Genomic DNA, 17,636 nt, shown 5'->3' on the forward strand with positions numbered 1-17,636 from the left:
TTAATTTGATTTATCAATGAATAGTATGGTTTGCATTAATACATTCGCTCCATTCTCCATATCGATTGCTTTAGAAAACTCTTTGGGTGAATGACTAATGCCCCCAACACTCGGTATAAAAATCATTGCGGCTGGAGCGATGGAGCTCATATGTTGTGTATCATGCCCTGCCCCACTTTGCATGAACTTGGTACTAAATCCTAATGATTTAGCGGTGGCATTAATGGTTTGCTGTAATTTCTTATCCGTTAATGCTGGCTTAGATTCATTGGCTTGTCTTTCAAACCGAATGTTGGTCTTAGAAGCTTTCGCAATTAAGGCAGCCCGCCTTTCAATTTCTTTGAATAGCATGTCAATTTTATCAGCAGACAAATCGCGAATTTCTAAACCCATTTGAACTTTACCAGGAATCACATTATAGGCACCAGGCAGCACAGAAATTTTTCCTACTGTTCCCACTTGAGTTCCCTTAACACTGTTAATCACTTCATTTACCGCAATGACCAATTTAGAAGCCGCCAGCAATGCATCCTGACGCATATTCATTTGAGTGGCGCCTGCATGATTCGAAAATCCTTCTACGATTATTTCCCAATGCACAATCCCTACAATCCCTTCTACTACCCCAATCTGTATATTTTCTTTTTCTAAGATTCCACCCTGTTCAATATGTAATTCCAACCAGGCATGAATATCTCCTTTTTTGCGGATGCAAGATTGAATATCGTCGGGGTTTCCGCCAATAGCCCGTATCCCTTCCCCCATGGTTAAGCCACTTTGACTTCTTTGCTGTAAGCCTTCTTTAGTAATATCCCCTACCATAGCTTTACTGCCAATAGTACCGCCCTCTTCATTGCTGAAAATGATTAGCTCGAGGGGATGTTCAGTCATTATATTTTGCTCATTCAAAATCTCTATCACTTCCAATGCGCCAATAGAACCCAATGTACCATCGTAATTGCCCCCATCGGGCACCATATCAATATGAGAACCAAAAGCAATAGGCTTTAGTGCATTGTTTTTGCCCTTGCGTTTGCCTATAATATTTCCAGCAGTATCAATGGTGGGATTTAGACCGGCTTTTTTCATGAGCGCTATAAACCATGCACGGCCCTCAATATCTGCTTGGGTAAATGCAACACGGGTGCCATGGCCATTGGCATCCATTCCAAATTTTGCCAATTCAAAAATGCGGCTTTCAATGCGCTTTCCGTTTACCCGTAGTGCATTGCCGGAGGCAGCTGATCTAGTTACAGCTTTAATCCCGCCGAAGGTGGCAATGCCTAAAGCAGTTAAAGAGGCGTTTTGTATGAATTGTCTTCTTTGCATAAGGAAATAGTTTTATCCGAACAGTCAGTCATAGCTTTATAGGCTTTCTCATTTTTAATAATCATAACCCCTTCTACACATCCCCAACCATGAGTTGGTAAAAATTTATTGGCCCAAAACCTTAAAGGGGCAGAACAGTAATTGTAAGAAAACGAGTTGTTGCTATTTTGCCAAAATATGCTTTCTAAAAAGTTATCATCGCTTAGCTGCTTACCAATAGTAGCAATAGCAGTTTTAGTTTTCCAACTTGGGTGGGTAGCATTTTCACGTTCTGCTAGATAGCTTTTTGCAGCGTTAAATGTTTTACTAAAATTTGTGCCGTAACGGCCAATGCCGAAGCTATAATTATCTTTTATATATTGTGCACTATCAATAATTCTAATTTCTATCAGTACATTTTTATAGTAGGTTAAAGCTAATGTAGCAGTTATAGAATGTTTCAATTGTTTAAAAACAAAGCTATTGGTAATAAACACAGCAACATCTGGGCAAAATGTTTTGCCGCTATCTACGTAAATGTCTTCTATTCTAGTTTCGGCGGCTTTGGCTTTATTGACAAATAAAGGTTGCTTGGGGTTAAAGGCATTGCCGAGGTATACAGAATCGCTTAGATGAAACTTTGTTACTGCAATAAATGGGAAGCCGTAATTATTGACTTTACTAATTGATTCGCCTAGTTTAATGGCATCAATACCAGTAATGGGTATTTTGGTTTTTTGTGCATAGCAAGTCATCGTTGCGAAGGCAAAACAAAACAGCGTAAGTTTTTTAAACATGGTTTGAGGTGAATCTTTTAATTAAGAATAATTGCAATATTATTGAGTAATATTATAGGTTAACTATTTATTTATCTATATACGACCATAATACTTCTAGACGTTCTGCATCTTGTGCAATTCTTTTATTGTTTGATTTTTTTAAGGGCAATACCAATTGTAAGGCCTCTTTTAATGCACCTATTCTCGTCCAATCGGCTTTGCTTTTTTGCCACCAAGCCGCAACTGCATCCGCATTCGGCTTTCTTGTTTTAAGTAGCGATGACTTTGTTGGTGGATTTATCCATGGCATTTCACGCTTCCCATTATAAGAGTAATCGCTAATATCAGCGTATTTTTTTTCATCCAATGCTGTTTTATAGCCAAAATCCATAAATGTTAATTCGGTTGAAGGCTCCCCAATTTGAGTATACATTAAATGTATAAATTTTTTTCTTCTAAGCTAATGGGCTTCTTGTTTGTATAACCTTGGCGGTATTCCTCTAAGTACATCATGCGGTCGATGAATTTTCCAATGTAGGCTTTCTACTGAATTTTGTTCCTTAAACGATGATATACTTTGTAGTATCTAACTCCATAATCCTGATAGATAACCACCACCACCCTTCCTACATTATTTTTATTCGTTTGTATTCATCAATTAGTTTCAATTGCATTTTTTTACTTCTGTCACTAATTCCAAGAACTTCACAGGTTATTTTTTCATTGTCAATGAAATTTGCTACGACTTCTTTTATGTGTTTCTTGTCGTTTGGATAAATTGTCTTTGTTACAGATAATGTTGCAGGATAAATATTGTCAACGAAGTATTCGCTCTTATTGTTTGGCAACTTTCTAACTGTTACCTCAACTGTTGTATTGATATACTTGTCAAGTTTTCCTGTTAAAAAATCTATTTCTTTTATGGTATCTCCAAAGATTGGTTTTTTATCTTTGTTGTAGCCGTGAAAATATGTTGTAACTATGTCGCCTTGTTTAATATTTCCATAATCGTCTAAGTCAAAGAATGTTGATTTATGAGCTAATCCAAAGAATGAGCCATATTCCCAATTGAAGTCATAACCAGCTTCTAAGAAAAGTCCATAGCGTGTTTTTTGTATTACTATGCTCTCATACGCTACACCAATTTCTAAATCATTTGCTTGAAATTTGTGTTTCTGTCCATCAACAGTAATGTGAATTGGTTTTGTTTCTTTTAAGCTATGAATACTTCCATAAAATTGGTGTCCAATTAAGTATGGTGCAACAATATTCCAATGAAGTCTATTTAGATAATTCCAAGGCATATGAGCAAATGGAAGAAAGCCAAATAGTCCTCCAATTTTTACTAGAAATCCTTTGGGCTTTAGGCCTTGTATAGTAAATGGAATTACTTTTTTATTATTTTTTACTTCTTTTAAGTTCTCAATAAGTTGTTTTACATAATCTTTATTTGGTATTTCAGATGGTAATTCAACTTGCTTGGTTTGTCCAAAAATGCTCTTTAAAAAATCAAACATTTATTTGCTTTTGTTAGTAAAATAGAGTCGTTGCATAAATACACTTATACATTTTATATTTTAATTACTTCCACAGCTCAGTCCCCTAACTCCCAGACAATAGATTGCAAGGGTCAGTAAAGCACTAACGGTAAGATGGTTTGTAATAAGTAATAATTCGGGGTACTGTGAAAATAATAAGAAAGGATGATATGAAGAAAAAATAGAATGATTTTGTATGTCATTTAATCTCCTATCCATTACATTCGCAATCCGCACATATATCCTATCCAGATTCTTTCATTAGGGATTCACATTTGTATCGCACTCCTTCTTTCAAGAGTAATGCATCACATGGATGGATGGGTTGAAGGAGAACTACATCAACTTAGCAACAGAAAGTAAATCATTAGCCTTTTTAATTTTGCCTGCAAACAAAGAAATAGTAGTCATTGATTGTTGAACAATAATACGCTTTTTAGTACCTGTTTTCTTACTGGCTGATTTTGGTGGAACTGGTGAAAGTTTTTTGACAATTGGCATATTCAAATTTAACTATTTAATTTATAAAAAAAACCTAAATAATTCTTGGAATCATCCCATTTAAAGGTGCAAATTGAACTACTTTAGTAATAATCCTTTTACCTAAACTTTTGAATCGATACTCGTAAATATTACTAGATTCAAATTGATATATCTCACTGTTCAAAAGCTATTCATTTAATTGTGCATTCGAAAGTAAAAAGCAACTATAAATTAAGCTTAAGTATATATACTTATAGGTTGGAGTTTTTTGAGGGGATTAAAGCTGTAGCAGAACGGAAGCTGTCTTGATTGTTAGTAGCTAAATTATTTGGGGGCAACGATTTTTTAGTCCGCTTTTAGCATAAAGCCCCTAAGAGTTTTTCTTAAAGGATATTGATTGATTGATGAATGCATCTACAGATATATCCTCATCAATTAAAGGCCAATGGATGCCATATCTAGTAGGTGAAATTTTAAAATAAGACCTTTCAATTTCGGTTGCCAAAGCTAATTTGGTTGAAATTTTGTCGATTGGAAATTCAAATAAGTGACCATCTATCATTACACGAATTATATTATCGTCAAAGATTACTGTTTCTATATGATGTGTGATGAGCATAAATTCAGTGCTTTATAAAGTTAAGTAAATTATTAAACTGTTTATTCATTGGATTACAATATCGATAATCGAAAATAGCCATATTGACTGTGTTGATAGCAGGTATAAATACCTAGTCTATCTGCCATTACACCATCACATTCCCAATACACACATAAATCCTATCCGGATTTGGGTTGTCTGTCATTGCCTTGTATATAGGTGGTGGAAACCATACCAAGAAATCCCTATCCTTTTTCATCAGCGATACACATTTGTATCGCACTCCTTCCTTTATGAGTAGTGCATCGTATGGATGGATGGGTTGGTAATGGAATTCGAGGGTTAAGGAAGTGAACAGATTTGCGGATAGTGTGTCGAGGATGGTAACAATACCTGCTTCTATTAAGATTAATTGATTAGTAGATGGCATGATTGGATCCATCAACGCTGGCATATCTAGTTTCCAGAGTCCGTTGGTGTTGATGAAGGGAAGGGTGTTCATAAAGGTAGTGGTATGGTTGGGGGGATTGAGGGATGACTACCAAAACAAGCCAGTGATCTTTAAAACTTATTTTTGATTAATTTTTCGAAAGGCAGCGGCTAAGTTTAAATTTGAGTCAATAAAGAAAAGATATAATTATGAAAAACAACTGGCTAGGCTGGAAGTCATATTTGATTCCTTTTTTTGTTTATACTATATTTTGCTTAACCTCCTGCACTCAGGACATTTCTACTCCTCCAAATGAATTAGATACTTGTGAGTTTCCGAAAGATTCAATATCAACTTCAACCACTAATAATTTTGATCAACAAATCTTAGAACGATTATATAGGTTAGTTATTAGTGCTTCAAAGTCTGAAATATGTGATAATTCGGCTGAATGGGGTATTGCCGGAATAGGACATAAGCCTTGTGGTGGTCCAGCTGGTTATATTCCTTACAACAAGAAAAACGAAAAGTGCTTTTCAGCAATACTTAAGTTTTATAATGAGCAATGCCAGCGATACAATATAAAGAATCAATTAATATCGAATTGCATGGTAGAACCGTCACCTAAATTTGTTCAATGTAAAAATGGAAAGCCGACTTTAGTTTATTAAGGTATTGATGTCGTCCATCTGGCTTTCATCGGAATATACAGTCATTGAAAAAAATGTCTACAAAATGTAAGCAATTGGGGGGATTGGAGCTGTTATGATAGGGAGTGGCCTCGATTTTATTAAATTGACTATCTTCGTAGAAGTCAAATTGCATGAAAGATGAAATACAAGATATCCTTTCTGGAAAGAGCCAAGTTAAGCACCATCATCTTATCTAAGCAGCCTGCAGTTACCTTAAAAGAGGCCAAGGAACAAGCTCAATGGCTAAAGACCAACAGCAAAACAAAGATCAAGAGAGATAGAAATTAACGATTGAACAGCTTAATTTTAGAAGTCCTTTTAGATGAAAATATTATTACCTGTATAAGTTTAACGCATTTCTACTTTTCATACAAAATAATATTCAATCCTTTCAAATTACTCAATTGTTTATCAGCAGAAATTAGCGGGATGGCCAGGGCCATAGAAGTTGCAGCAATAATACAATCTGGCAATTTCAAACTTGAATTTTTTCTAATTTGAATGGTATGTTTTTTAATCTCTTCTGTGATATTAACAATTACAAGTTCTGACAACAATGTATTAATGATTTTAGTTTCTTTATTGGTTAATTTTTTAAATGACAAGAGTTCTAACTCTGTGATAACAGATAAATAAAGCTCTTTACCATTGAGAAATTTTGCCAATGTTTCATCTCCGGACAATACGTAGAGCACTGCGTTGGTATCAAGCAAAAGCTTATTTCCATTCATCGCGTAAATCCTTTTGAATTGTCAATGCATCTTTTTTAAGCTTAACTGATCCACAATATTTAATAATGTCAATTCCTTTTTTGCCTTTTATTTTTTTCTCCAATGCTTCAATTTGCTTCTTAGATGCACCTTTTTTTAGAACAAGAACCATAACTAATGATTTATTACGAATTTAAGATTATAATCTTGAATATCGAAAATAGCCATATTGACTGTGTTGATAGCAGGTATAAATACCTAATCTATCTGCTATTACACCATCACATTCCCAATACGCATATATATCCTATCCGGATTAGGATTGTCTGTCATTGCTTTGTATACATGTGGTGGAAACCATACCAAGAAATCCCTATCCTTTTTCATCAGCGATACACATTTGTATCGCACTCCTTCCTTTATGAGTAGTGCATCGTATGGATGGATGGGTTGGTAATGGAATTCGAGGGTTAAGGAAGTGAACAGATTTGCGGATAGTGTGTCGAGGATGGTAACAATACCTGCTTCTATTAAGATTAATTGATTAGTAGATGGCATGATTGGATCCATCAACGCTGGCATATCTAGTTTCCAGAGTCCGTTGGTGTTGATGAAGGGAAGGGTGTTCATGAAGGGAGTGAGAGGGTTGGGGGATTGGGGTTGGGGTGTTAGGTTAAATACGCTTGAATAATTTGATCTTTTAAGTCCATAATGGTTGATTTTTAATCACCAAATTAAGGACGAAACAAAAAACCCTTTTCAATAAAAGTAAGCTTTGATATAGGAACTTATATTTACAATCTTATAAATACTTTCATCCATGGACTATCGAGATTCTTATCTTTTAGATAATTAAGCATTCCTTCAAAATAGTCTATTTGTTTGATTTTACTCTTTTGAAATACAAAGTTGGGAGTTGTCATTTTTTCAGATTTAGATAAAGCCTCAAAACGGGTAGCAAAATAACTGATATGATAATGGGGAATAGCTACACCTAGTATCATACCTGGTAATCCATTAAAAAGTTCCGGCCCTCCTTTGGTCTTTATAGCATCTGTATAAAAAGCTACGATATATATAGAATCATTGATCAAAGCATTTGCTCTCCTACATTCAAAACCTGCAATTTCACGAATTTCATCTGTTAGCTTCCAGCGGATTTTAGTTAATGTATCTCTTATGACCTTTTGTTCGTTGTAGGCATTTTTTTCTGCAAAAAACTGAAAGGATGATAAATCAGTAAGCACTTGGTTCCTGTCTGCCATTGGGACTCCTATACCATGTAAAAAAGGAGAAATAGATCCAGCTGGTTTATACAAAATTGAATCGTGATTAAAAATCAATTGAAAACTATCTATCCAAAATTGTGGATGATCTGCTTTATATTTCTGAAAGAAAGTTACAAATTCTTCTTTAGCAACTATTCCAGATTCACCAATCACTTCAGGCAAAATTGCGTGAGTATTGACTTTTCTTTCAAATATGATACGTCCCCGTTCAACAAAATAATATTGTGAATAAGCGAACTTTCCTGTCAATAAAAAAATAATGATAAAAAAAAGCCTAATCATTTATAATTACTTTACTTGTTTATACTTAGTAAAATTCCAAATAGCGCTTAACATAAAATATCTCCTAATAGCTAAAAATCGATTTTCCGAAAACATGGCTGAAGTAGCAACTCTTGAGAATCCAGCATTAGAATTTAGTATATCATTTGCAGTTAGTTTAACTGTTAGAAGATTATCCTTTAGAAAGCTTTTACTTATCCCTGCATTCCAAACCATTCTATCAAAGTTATCAGTGAAAATATTATTCTTACTTTGTCTGAAAAACTCTGCATCACTATGTATTTGAAATGAAGTAGACAAGTATAAATCTATTTCAGATTTGAGTTTATATGAAACGAAATTATTTCGAATAATCTTTAACCCTTCATTCAAAGAATTTACATCATAATAAATCGTACCGCCCACTTGAATCGCATATTTACCAGACTTATTTTTAGATAATAAAATGCCTGTAGAAGCAATATTGTAACTAAGCTTATTCAATGACCCATTTATGAAGCTAAAACTATTTCCAGATTTACCACTCAAATCAAGTGTTGCTTGCACTTTTAATGACGGAATTGGTTTTGAATAAAAACCTGTTAGCTCTAATTCTTGATCTGCATAACCACTCATATTAACGTACTGCAAAAAATAAGCTCCACTAGCGTTAATATTCGAAAGCAGTTTGATTGGGTTCTTTGTGCTGGTATGACTCATAATTAATCCAGTGAAGGCTTTAGTAAGGCTTTTAAATGACTCATAGGTTAGCGTTACTTTGTTAGAAAATGCATTATTAATAGACAAATTATCAGAGAAAGTAACTAGCTGAGCGTTGTTAAACTCATGGGGTGATAGCTCTTGGAAACCTGGTGCAACTGTTGTACCACGATAACTGATTCCAAGATTTGTATTATCATTAATGGAATATTGAACACGTCCAAATGGTTTCCAAACCGAAAAACTTCGCTCAAATTCTTTTCTTTGAATAAGATTGTTGATAAAAAGCCTATTTGTTCCCGCACCACTACCTAGGGAGGCGCTAACTTTATTTTTTACGAAATTGAAGCTTAGATTACCCAAAAATATTTTTCGAGAATCATTTCGAATAGTTGAAAAAAGCGAATCAATAGCTCCGGTAGGATTAACAATCCTATTGGATAAATTATGATCATTTACAGCATCATATACAGAATTTGCGGAGAGAATAAAAGAAAATGCATTATTGATTTTATTTGAAAAACTAAGTCCGATTTTCAAATTTTGCAAGGTCTGATCCTTTCCTTTAAAAAGATCTAGGTTTCTAGTACTATCCAATAATGGTTTACCATTATAAAACTCAGTAGCCGTTAAATTTGTTTGTTGCTCATTTGAGCTAGTTGATTCTTGTTCTATGGAAAAAGAAATCGTTCTGCCTGGTTGCTTAAATTTTTGCTGAAACAAAAAAGCAGTTTGTATTCTTCGACCTTCCCCATTAACACTAGTTTGATTATTTGTCCGATTTAAAAATTGTTCATTGCTATTTAGATCCGAGGAAGCGCTTTGCTGACTAGAAGCCCCTTTATTATAAGACGCTGTATTACTCAATGTAATTGTTCCCCTCGTCCCTACTTCTTGTTTATATGCAAAATTCATTTTATGGCTAAATCCTTCTTTTTGAAAATCAGTATTAGAAAATCTTTTGATTGCACCACTAGGTAAAATTGTATTCATAAATGTTGAATCAAATCCAGAAACATGGGAAATAGAATAGTAGTAATCGCCATTAAATGAATTACGATCCTTATTCCATTTATTATCAAAATGTAATCCTACCATTGAAAATTGAGGTAGTCCCTTTCCATCGTATCGTTCAATGTCGTTTTTGACACCTAATTGATTTTTTTCTGTAGTCCCTAGTCCAGATTGGCCTATATTATTAGATGCCGTATAACCAGAGATCTTCCGTTTTCCTTTAAAACTATTTAGCATAGCTTGAGCACTATAGGGAGTAAACTGATTACCTAGTCCTATTCCTGCTTCAACCTTTCCAAATACCCCATTACTTTTATCTTGTTTTAATTGAAGGTTGATGACTTTGTCTTTTATCCCATCATCAATCCCTGTAAATATGGCTGCATCCGATTTTTTATCATAAACCTGAACTTTAGCTACCATTTCTGAACGTAAATTTCGTGTAACAAAAACTGGATCATCACTAAAAAACTCCTCCCCATCAACCAATACTCTTTTAACTTTTTTTCCTTGCGCAGAAATTTTCCCATTAGGGTCTACCTGAAGTCCTGGCAAAATCTTTAATAAATCTTCTACAGATGCATTTGGAGGAAGTTGAATTTCAGCCGTATTATATTGTAAAGTATCCCCTCGCAATTGAATTGTCCTAATACTTGATTTAACTACAACTTCTTTTAATAACACTTCTTTAGAAGTTAAAAATATTGAACCCAAATCAAGAATCTTATCTTGACCAATATTAATTACTTTAGAAACGCTTAGATACCCGGGGTAACTTATGAATAAGATATAGTTTTGGCTATTGTTTAATCCAGAAAAAACGAAAGCTCCATTTGATGAGGTTCTAACATCAGAAAGAATAATAGAATCTTTAGCATTTAAAAGTACCACTGAGGCATTATTAATGTTCATTTTCAATGCACTATCTTTTATAACTCCGCGAATGGTTATATCCTGAGAAAAAGCGGTAAGGCAATTAAAGAGAAAAAGTAGAGGTAGAAGTAGATATTTTTTCATTTATAGATAAAAGTGATAGCATTACAAAAGTGTTGTTTCGTAAATACAGTTACATTTTATTCATTTATTTCAGAGCAATGCCACCTGACTCCCAGACATTATAAGGCAAGGTCAGTAAAGTACTAACAGTAATAATTCGGGGTAATATGAATATATGAAGAAAGGATGATATGACGAAAAAATAGAATGATTTTGTATGCCATTTAATCTCCTATCTTTCACAACATCACATTCCCAATACTTACATATATCCTATCCGGATTAGGGTTGTTTGTCATTGCCTTGTATATAGGTGGTGGAAACCATACTGAGAAATCCCTATCCTTTTTCATTAGCGATACACATTTGTATCGCACACCCTCCTTTATGAGTAGTGCATCGTATGGATGGATCGGTTGATAATGGAATTCGAGGGTTAAGGTAGTGAACAGATTTGCGGATAGTGTGTCGAGGATGGTAACAATACCTGCTTCAATTAAAATTAATTGATTTGTGGATGGCATGATTGGATCCATCAACGCTGGCATATCTAGTTTCCAGAGTCCGTTGGTGTTGATGAAGGGAAGGGTGTTCATGGAGGGTATGGTATGGTTGGGGGATTGGGGTTGGGGTATTACGAAAGCTGTTGAGTTTCATTTAATAACTTAAAGGACTAAATTAAGAAGGTTTTTCAATATGGTTCTCCAACCAAGAAATAATAGATTCTAATTTAGTTTGTCCAGAAGCTACCCGCATTACAAACTCATACTTTTGATCCTGACTTGCGTTTATATCCAAGCCATTTTTAAGTAAGATCAATCGCATCAGAACATATCCTGTTCGCTTATTACCGTCTACAAATGGATGATTGATTAAAATGCTTTCAAACAAACAGGTAGATTTACCAATCATAGTCGGATGAAGCTCTTTACCATCAAAAGTTTGAAGAGGTCTAGCCAAAGCAGATTCTAGCAACATTCTGTCTCGAACGCCTTGTGAGCCACCAAATGACGTCACAAGCATTTGATGAATAGTTAACACATTATTGAGTGAAATCATTGGGCAAGTTTTTGTAATAATTCTTTATCCTCGGCTAGGATTTTGATTAGTAATTCTAGTATTAAAATATTTTCTTCATTATCCATAATTATTATAATTAATTGTGTTTGATTCTCAGCAAGATGGAAGCTATGAACGCCATATCCTGACGCGGGGTAGAATTATTATTGCTAAATGAAATATATCGTTCAACCACTCAATAGAAGGAAAAGAAAAGATATGGAGCCTATTGGCAATATGATTGCCCAGCAATGGGGCGTTTGGTTTCTTTATGGAAATGCTAAAGTAGGCAAGACATCCTTAGTTTATAAAATCAATCGATGTATGTATAAAAAGGGATTTGAGAATCCAGTTGTTCATTTTCCAATGAGTATGCTTAAAGAACATCATATAGAACATCTTCTATCTGAGTTGAATAAATGCAAGTGGGTAAAGGGAATACCTTACTATATTTTTTTAGACGATATTGAACACCTAAAATCGGATTTGCTTAAACAAGCTTTGATAAATCTTGTCGAAAAAATTACTAATCTTTCAAGTGAATATCAAGTTTTATTAATTCTATCAAGCGATACTAAAAAAACGCTAAAAGAATATATAGACCCATTAAAATTGGAAGACAAAGGAATCACAAATAGATACTTACATCTCCAAAGACCAGCTTATATAGGTGGCGTAATCAAAAAGTTTGGAGACAGCATTCTAACAATAGAGAACTAACTGTATTGTTTTAGTGTTTTCGTTAGCAATTCTTTGAGTTTTGTTTTCAAACTATTAGGGTATAGCACTTTCATATTAGGGCCAAAGGAAAGCAACTCTTTTATAAAATCCCAGGTTATATAAATGGCCAACTCCACTTCTACCCCATTTTCATTATCCACCAATATTTGCTGGCTCTCATGAAAGGGATAGCTTTTAATATACTGGCCTTGCTCATAACTAAAGCTTAGTCTAACAGTAGCGGGTTCGGTCTGGCTTTCAGTATTAATCCCAAAGGCATGGCGGAAATACTCATTTAAATCATACTGATACTTTGTTTTAAAACTAGTTTTATGAATATCGATCCCATCCATTCGATCTAAACCAAAAGTTTTTAAGCGATTATCTTTGGTATCCACAGCAATTAAATACCAACGACCTTGGGCCTCTTTTAAAGCTAGTGGATGCACTACCCGTTTGGTAACAATATCATCTTCAAATTTGGTGTATTCAAAAGCCAAGGATTTTTTTTCATTTATAGCATATAACAATCCCGTAAAATGTTCAACGCCCTTAGGTTGTCTTTTTTCGAGCAAAACTACTTTTTCATATCCGCGTGCGTTTTGTAAAGCATGCATGATTTGATACGACTCTAGTAAACGTAGAGAATGTTGCTTCTGTTCTGGTACATCTGCAATATAGTAACGTTTATCCCCCTTTTGTTCGTTCTGAATATCATATCCGAACATGGTATAAATCTCTTTAATGTCTCGCTGAAATGTTCGTTGAGAAATAACTAATTGTATTCCCTCAATCTCAGACTGGTTTTCCAAATAATGTGCAATTTCTTGAAAAGTGGCAGGGCCTCTTTCTAAACGTTTTACTATATGTGAGTATCGGCTTAAGTAATTTTCTTTAGGCATATTTCTTTATAGTTGAGATACGATAATATCAATTAAGTTATTAATAGCTACAGATTCCTTATTTAAAGATCCTTTAGGTAAAGATCGGGGATGAATGGTCCAGATGATACGGGTTGGATAATTTTTTAAATTGATTACAAAAAAATATCCATTTAAAACATTTCGTTTCTCAATAGTATATTCTAATCCCTCCAGGAATTGCTGGTAATTAGAACTCCAATCAAATATGAAAACCAAGTCTGGCCGATACGCTTGAATAGTATGTAATAAACAATCAAAAATCCTAGATTTTTCCTTTACTACTAGGTATTTAGCTATATCAATTTTCGACCAAACCCCATTTTGCTGAAGTGTTTGCTTTACTTGAATAGCATTAGTATTGCCATGCCCAAAATCATTTAATTCACTAATTAAATCGACATTACTGTATTCTTCCCAGATAATATCCATGTATTGATTGATGCCCTTTAAACGCAGGTGTAAATTCAATACAAGTAACCAGAATGTACGTGCTTCTGTTTCCCACAAAAAGAAATCCTCATTTAGTAAAGCGTGATTATCATAAATATAGGATTCAAGATTGTTGTTCCGATACGATTCCATTAGGTCAATGGGTTGATAAGAACGATTGGTATCTCTTCCAAAATAGAAAATCTTCTTTGAAGCATCCGCATACCTTGACATCGTCTGTGGTATGAAAAGCGTAGGAAACTCTTTATCTATATTTAAAGTAGCAATATTTGCACAATATTGCTTTAATAATGGGATAAAGATTGCAGCTTCTTTCTCTACATTTCGCATTGTATTAGATTTTGTTTTATTGTTCTAAATCCAATAGAATTTACTGTCTGATGTAAGCTTTCCTCTTTGCAAAAGCCGAGAATGGTTTCAAAATCAACTGACTTCCCATAGAGCAACTCAGCGATTTCTTTTTTTCGATAAATATTATCAATTTGGCCACCCGTAAAAGAAAATGATTGCGCCAGTTGATTCGCCTGCTTATTGGTTAATTCTGGCAGCTTTAATTTCCAGATACTGGCTCGATTCACTAGGGTTGGTGGATGAAATTTAATTTTGAATAAAAAGCGACGATCAAATGCAGGATCGATATTATTAATCAGATTTGTAGTTGCTATCAGAATACCTTGAAAATTTTCCAGCTCCTCTAATAAAATATTTTGAATAGCGTTTTCGGTTTGCTCCACATTGGAGCCGCGTAATTCCTTCCGTTTTGAGATAATAGCATCAGCCTCATTAAAAAAAAGTATCGGGTGTGTTTTAGTATCCTTGTAATAGGCTTTATAATCTGTAAAGAGTTTCTTAACAATTTTTTCGCTCTCTCCAAACCACATGGTCTTGCAGTCACTAATATTTACGTGCATCAACTCTCGATTGGTTTTTCTGGCCAATTGTTTGGCTATTTCTGTTTTACCAGTTCCTGGTGCGCCATGCAACAAAATTGAAATACCTGGTTGCAATCCCTTATCCGTTAATCGGGTTTGCATTTCTAGAAAAGATGTTTCTTCAATTAACTTCTCCAGTGTTTGAATTTGGCTTAGTTCAGCATGGCTAAATATCAATTCCTTTTCTTTGATATCGGTGGGTTTAATAATGTCTTTTCGATGCTTAGAAACTTTTTTAAGATTTAAACCGCAATCACGCAGGATCTGAAATGCTTTATCTGTTAATTGACAAGTCGTGTCGGTAGTCATTACTGCGGGATTCACTTCTAGCAGATCATGCTTAATTAATTCGTTTTCGCCGTCTAAGAATTTTTGCAATTCGGAATAGCGGTAAGCATTACTATCACTCATTCCTTCCATCATTCTAAACACGTCAACTGAAGAAGAACCTGTTACTGTTTTCCAAGTAACATGAAGAAAAATGAATTTATTCTGTATTTCTAAATCGAACTCATTCAACTTGCTGACTAAAGGAAAATGCACGTTCTCTTCTAAATATTCAATGAGACAAGTTAATATTCGGAAAGTATCTACTTTTCGATCATCTCGTTCCAATCCTAACTTGTAAACCAGTTCTAATAATTCGAAAATATCTTTTGGAGGTGCTTTGGTTATAATTGGCATTGGCTTATGGTCTAATATAGCATCCATAAGGACCTTATTAACCACATAACTGAGCGATTGATTCCCCATTAACCTCATTCGTATATTAACCTGCTCTTTAGCCAATATTCCGAGTTGAAAGAAGTTGTCTATGATTGTTTTAAAGGATAGAATTTTAAGTTTACTACAACCAATATGTGCAGCCAATTTCTGTAAATCTACATTGTCTTCTTCGAGGTGGCTGGCGATGAAAAGGGCTAATAAAAGTGACTCATCAGCATCTAATTTAAAATACTGCTGTAAGGTGATTGAGTCTTTTTGAATAGACGCTAGAAAGCCCTGGGAAAATTTAGAATCTTTGGCTTGTTCGTAAATTGAAATGATTGCATCTAGTGTGGGATTGTCTTGTTTAATTTCCATCTTCTTGGTTTGTAGAGCGAAGATGAGATAAGAGGGCGTCAAGGTGTGGCGCTCAATGCATAGTACATAAAAAAATGCGGGGAATTAGACCTGAGCGTAAGATGACTCTTTGTTAAGCAGCCTTTAATTTCATCAAATTAGCTTCACTATTTCTTTCACTCCAAATAATATAGTTAGCACCTTTGCTGGTTAAAGCTTCCAAATATTCTGATTTGATTGGTTTTTCTTCGTCGTTTAAAACGGCAATAGCTGTAACGGCTTTTTTACTCACTTTCTCTCTCACTGGCTTTATGTCATCCCAGCTGAAAAGAAAGCTACTTAGCGTTTGTTTATTAATTGTATTAAACGACTTTAATACTAATTCACTGTTCTTTCCCGCAATTTGAAAATCAAACATAAACTCCAATCCAGTAGAACCTTTTGAAATAAAATCGGGAGTGTAAATAATATTTTGAGTATCGAGATACATTCTTACATCCTCTTTAAAAATGGAAGCAACATTTGATTTAGACAAAACGTATAAATCATTTAATTCCATGATTGCAGATAAAAAATTATGTTTCTTTTGTGGGAAATTCTGTTCAGTAGTTTCGATGACTAATTCTGTACCATCTAATTGAACCCCATAATTCAATAAAATTCTTTCGGCAATATTTCTTCTTTCTCCAGCCCGGTTTAATGATGTTCCTACTAAGTCCAGATTATTGAAAGTTTCTCCATTATCTGACAAAATAATTTTGCTACCAGTTTTTTTGGCATACATTTCAATAACGTCATTATACAAGCCAAAAAATGGTGTCTGTATTGCAGTCCATTCAGTGTTCTCATCAGGCAAAACAACGGTTTTGCTTTTAAGCCAAGTGTAGTAATCTTTTATCAAGGAATTAACCCAAATCATATAAGTGGCTTTTGAACATTAAAACGTGATATTATATTTATTTCTTTAGAAAATGAAATTAAAGCATCTGCAAAGTCTTCATAGCTATTTATGTCTAAAGTAGGAAAATTATAAACACCTAGGGGCACTGCCCAAGCTAAATCTTTATAACCTTGTACAAAAATATGTATATGTGGTTCATTTGTAAACCAATAGCCTATATATGGCTTTAAAAGCTCGGGAATCGGAGAGATTATAGTTTCAGGGTTTTTATGTCCCCCTTTGTAATCGATTCGAATAAGTCCTTCTTTTGAATTGTCTTCCTGACTGTGAAGAGAAACCTTAAAACTGATTTTTTTATTCGTCGATACTTCCCATAAAAAATAGTACTCTGGCTCCTCACTATTTTTCAAATAAATTCTGGTCTTATCGTCATTCAAGTTAATTGTCGTAAAATCACCATCTATTTCTTTGGGCAAGTTTATCAATTTTTTTGCTAGTTCATTTGAAAACATACTGCAAAATAATTGGATGTTTGATTGTGTAATTAGGTATTTATACTTGAATTTAAAGGTTGATTGTAAAGAGCAGGCTTTGTAATGATTAATTTATCTAAAGACATTATATCTTATATGATCTTGTGTCTTTTTCAATTAGCTTTCGCATAAAATTTTTTGAGTAACATCAATATCATCTGTCAAATAGTTACTCTCACTTACAATTAATAAGCTGTTATTATTAGGGGACTTAAAATTAGCCCCAATCCATGGG

22 protein-coding genes are annotated in these 17,636 nt (G+C 34.1%); 4 read left to right on the top strand and 18 right to left on the bottom strand.

Annotation, left to right across the window (positions count from 1 at the left end):
* The 7 genes from ACTIEI_RS10275 to ACTIEI_RS10305 all read right to left on the bottom strand — a co-directional run bounded on the left by ACTIEI_RS10275 (nt 1) and on the right by ACTIEI_RS10305 (nt 5,211).
* On the bottom strand, nt 1-1,329 hold the full coding sequence (locus tag ACTIEI_RS10275) for a Zn-dependent hydrolase (RefSeq protein WP_439506205.1): 1,329 nt from the start codon (nt 1,327-1,329) through the stop codon (nt 1-3).
* On the bottom strand, nt 1,293-2,105 hold the full coding sequence (locus tag ACTIEI_RS10280) for a hypothetical protein (protein ID WP_439506206.1): 813 nt from the start codon (nt 2,103-2,105) through the stop codon (nt 1,293-1,295). Before ACTIEI_RS10280 ends, ACTIEI_RS10275 begins: the two co-directional genes overlap by 37 nt.
* Nucleotides 2,106-2,172: 67 nt before the next feature.
* Nucleotides 2,173-2,520 (bottom strand): hypothetical protein, encoded by a 348-nt coding sequence (locus tag ACTIEI_RS10285; protein ID WP_439506207.1) that lies wholly within the window; start codon nt 2,518-2,520, stop codon nt 2,173-2,175.
* A 193-nt stretch (nt 2,521-2,713) separates the two neighbouring features.
* Nucleotides 2,714-3,604 (bottom strand): hypothetical protein, encoded by an 891-nt coding sequence (locus ACTIEI_RS10290; protein WP_439506208.1) that lies wholly within the window; start codon nt 3,602-3,604, stop codon nt 2,714-2,716.
* A 357-nt stretch (nt 3,605-3,961) separates the two neighbouring features.
* A complete protein-coding gene (locus ACTIEI_RS10295) occupies nt 3,962-4,126 on the bottom strand; it encodes a hypothetical protein (RefSeq protein WP_439506209.1) in 165 nt (54 codons plus the stop codon).
* 352 nt (nt 4,127-4,478) lie between these two features.
* Nucleotides 4,479-4,727, bottom strand: coding sequence for a DUF2442 domain-containing protein (locus ACTIEI_RS10300; protein ID WP_439506210.1), 249 nt, complete (start codon nt 4,725-4,727; stop codon nt 4,479-4,481).
* A 127-nt stretch (nt 4,728-4,854) separates the two neighbouring features.
* Nucleotides 4,855-5,211, bottom strand: a complete 357-nt coding sequence (locus tag ACTIEI_RS10305; protein WP_439506211.1) for a hypothetical protein — start codon at nt 5,209-5,211, stop codon at nt 4,855-4,857.
* 137 nt (nt 5,212-5,348) lie between these two features.
* Here ACTIEI_RS10305 and ACTIEI_RS10310 point away from each other — a divergent pair, with 137 nt between their 5' ends.
* Both ACTIEI_RS10310 and ACTIEI_RS10315 read left to right on the top strand, forming a co-directional pair.
* Nucleotides 5,349-5,810: a hypothetical protein gene (locus ACTIEI_RS10310; protein ID WP_439506212.1), complete on the top strand. Its 462-nt coding sequence runs from the start codon at nt 5,349-5,351 to the stop codon at nt 5,808-5,810.
* 159 nt (nt 5,811-5,969) lie between these two features.
* On the top strand, nt 5,970-6,119 hold the full coding sequence (locus ACTIEI_RS10315) for a hypothetical protein (RefSeq protein ID WP_439506213.1): 150 nt from the start codon (nt 5,970-5,972) through the stop codon (nt 6,117-6,119).
* A gap of 71 nt (nt 6,120-6,190) precedes the next feature.
* Here ACTIEI_RS10315 and ACTIEI_RS10320 read toward each other — a convergent pair whose 3' ends face one another.
* The 5 genes from ACTIEI_RS10320 to ACTIEI_RS10340 all read right to left on the bottom strand — a co-directional run bounded on the left by ACTIEI_RS10320 (nt 6,191) and on the right by ACTIEI_RS10340 (nt 10,842).
* Nucleotides 6,191-6,562, bottom strand: a complete 372-nt coding sequence (locus tag ACTIEI_RS10320) for a type II toxin-antitoxin system VapC family toxin (protein WP_439506214.1) — start codon at nt 6,560-6,562, stop codon at nt 6,191-6,193.
* On the bottom strand, nt 6,549-6,713 hold the full coding sequence (locus ACTIEI_RS10325) for a hypothetical protein (protein WP_439506215.1): 165 nt from the start codon (nt 6,711-6,713) through the stop codon (nt 6,549-6,551). The genes ACTIEI_RS10320 and ACTIEI_RS10325 overlap by 14 nt, the downstream gene beginning before the upstream one ends.
* Nucleotides 6,714-6,814: 101 nt before the next feature.
* Nucleotides 6,815-7,171, bottom strand: coding sequence for a hypothetical protein (locus ACTIEI_RS10330; protein WP_439506216.1), 357 nt, complete (start codon nt 7,169-7,171; stop codon nt 6,815-6,817).
* A 164-nt stretch (nt 7,172-7,335) separates the two neighbouring features.
* Nucleotides 7,336-8,112, bottom strand: a complete 777-nt coding sequence (locus ACTIEI_RS10335) for a GLPGLI family protein (RefSeq protein WP_439506217.1) — start codon at nt 8,110-8,112, stop codon at nt 7,336-7,338.
* Nucleotides 8,113-8,118: 6 nt separating this feature from the next.
* Nucleotides 8,119-10,842 (bottom strand): outer membrane beta-barrel protein, encoded by a 2,724-nt coding sequence (locus tag ACTIEI_RS10340; protein WP_439506218.1) that lies wholly within the window; start codon nt 10,840-10,842, stop codon nt 8,119-8,121.
* A 492-nt stretch (nt 10,843-11,334) separates the two neighbouring features.
* Here ACTIEI_RS10340 and ACTIEI_RS10345 point away from each other — a divergent pair, with 492 nt between their 5' ends.
* Nucleotides 11,335-11,490 carry a hypothetical protein gene (locus ACTIEI_RS10345; protein ID WP_439506219.1) on the top strand — a complete coding sequence of 52 codons (156 nt, stop codon included), beginning with the start codon at nt 11,335-11,337 and terminating at the stop codon, nt 11,488-11,490.
* 9 nt (nt 11,491-11,499) lie between these two features.
* Here the strand turns inward: ACTIEI_RS10345 and ACTIEI_RS10350 are convergent, their stop codons facing one another.
* Nucleotides 11,500-11,880, bottom strand: coding sequence for a type II toxin-antitoxin system death-on-curing family toxin (locus tag ACTIEI_RS10350; protein ID WP_439506220.1), 381 nt, complete (start codon nt 11,878-11,880; stop codon nt 11,500-11,502).
* 174 nt (nt 11,881-12,054) lie between these two features.
* Between ACTIEI_RS10350 and ACTIEI_RS10355 the strand changes: the two genes are divergently transcribed.
* On the top strand, nt 12,055-12,600 hold the full coding sequence (locus ACTIEI_RS10355) for an AAA family ATPase (RefSeq protein WP_439506221.1): 546 nt from the start codon (nt 12,055-12,057) through the stop codon (nt 12,598-12,600).
* Here ACTIEI_RS10355 and ACTIEI_RS10360 read toward each other — a convergent pair.
* The 5 genes from ACTIEI_RS10360 to ACTIEI_RS10380 form a co-directional block, all read right to left on the bottom strand.
* Complete coding sequence (locus tag ACTIEI_RS10360; RefSeq protein WP_439506222.1) at nt 12,597-13,502, bottom strand: helix-turn-helix transcriptional regulator; 906 nt, start codon at nt 13,500-13,502, stop codon at nt 12,597-12,599. The genes ACTIEI_RS10355 and ACTIEI_RS10360 overlap by 4 nt on opposite strands.
* Nucleotides 13,503-13,508: 6 nt before the next feature.
* Entirely contained in the window at nt 13,509-14,303 is a 795-nt protein-coding gene (locus ACTIEI_RS10365) for a hypothetical protein (RefSeq protein ID WP_439506223.1), read from the bottom strand.
* The gene (locus ACTIEI_RS10370; protein WP_439506224.1) at nt 14,291-15,988 is read right to left on the bottom strand and encodes an ATP-binding protein; all 1,698 of its coding nucleotides are present in this window, start codon (nt 15,986-15,988) and stop codon (nt 14,291-14,293) included. The genes ACTIEI_RS10365 and ACTIEI_RS10370 overlap by 13 nt, the downstream gene beginning before the upstream one ends.
* A 112-nt stretch (nt 15,989-16,100) precedes the next feature.
* Complete coding sequence (locus ACTIEI_RS10375; RefSeq protein ID WP_439506225.1) at nt 16,101-16,886, bottom strand: DUF1829 domain-containing protein; 786 nt, start codon at nt 16,884-16,886, stop codon at nt 16,101-16,103.
* Nucleotides 16,883-17,380 (bottom strand): DUF6978 family protein, encoded by a 498-nt coding sequence (locus ACTIEI_RS10380; RefSeq protein ID WP_439506226.1) that lies wholly within the window; start codon nt 17,378-17,380, stop codon nt 16,883-16,885. Before ACTIEI_RS10380 ends, ACTIEI_RS10375 begins: the two co-directional genes overlap by 4 nt.
* Between the last annotated feature and the right edge of the window lie 256 nt (nt 17,381-17,636).

It is taken from the genome of Sediminibacterium sp. (assembly GCF_051860225.1).
Taxonomy (GTDB): Bacteria; Bacteroidota; Bacteroidia; order Chitinophagales; family Chitinophagaceae; genus Sediminibacterium.